General features: G+C 60.7%; 1 protein-coding gene. It reads left to right on the top strand.

Going from position 1 to position 349, the window contains the following annotated elements:
- Nucleotides 1-349, top strand: a 349-nt coding sequence (locus tag AACR77_RS12835; protein ID WP_042881987.1) for a pyruvate kinase, incomplete at both ends; no start/stop codon positions are given.

Genomic DNA, 349 nt, shown 5'->3' with positions numbered 1-349 from the left:
CCTGCGCGCTGTCATGGCCGAAACCGGCAAGCACGCAGCCATTCTGCTGGACACCAAGGGTCCGGAAATCCGTACCATCAAGCTGGAAGGCGGCAACGACGTTGCCCTGGTCGCTGGCCAGACCTTCACCTTCACCACCGACCAGACCGTGGTTGGCAACAAAGACAAAGTCGCCGTGACCTATGCCGGTTTCGCCAGCGACCTGCGCGTCGGCAACCGCATCCTGGTTGACGATGGCCTGATCGGCCTGGACGTCATCGAGATCACCGAGCGCGAAGTCATCTGTAAAGTACTGAACAACGGCGATCTGGGCGAGAACAAGGGCATCAACCTGCCGGGCGTCTCCATC

The sequence above is a fragment of the Aeromonas sp. ZOR0002 genome (assembly GCF_963866995.1).
Classification (GTDB): Bacteria; Pseudomonadota; Gammaproteobacteria; order Enterobacterales; family Aeromonadaceae; genus Aeromonas; species Aeromonas caviae.
This window is presented reverse-complemented; position numbering and strand designations above follow the sequence as displayed.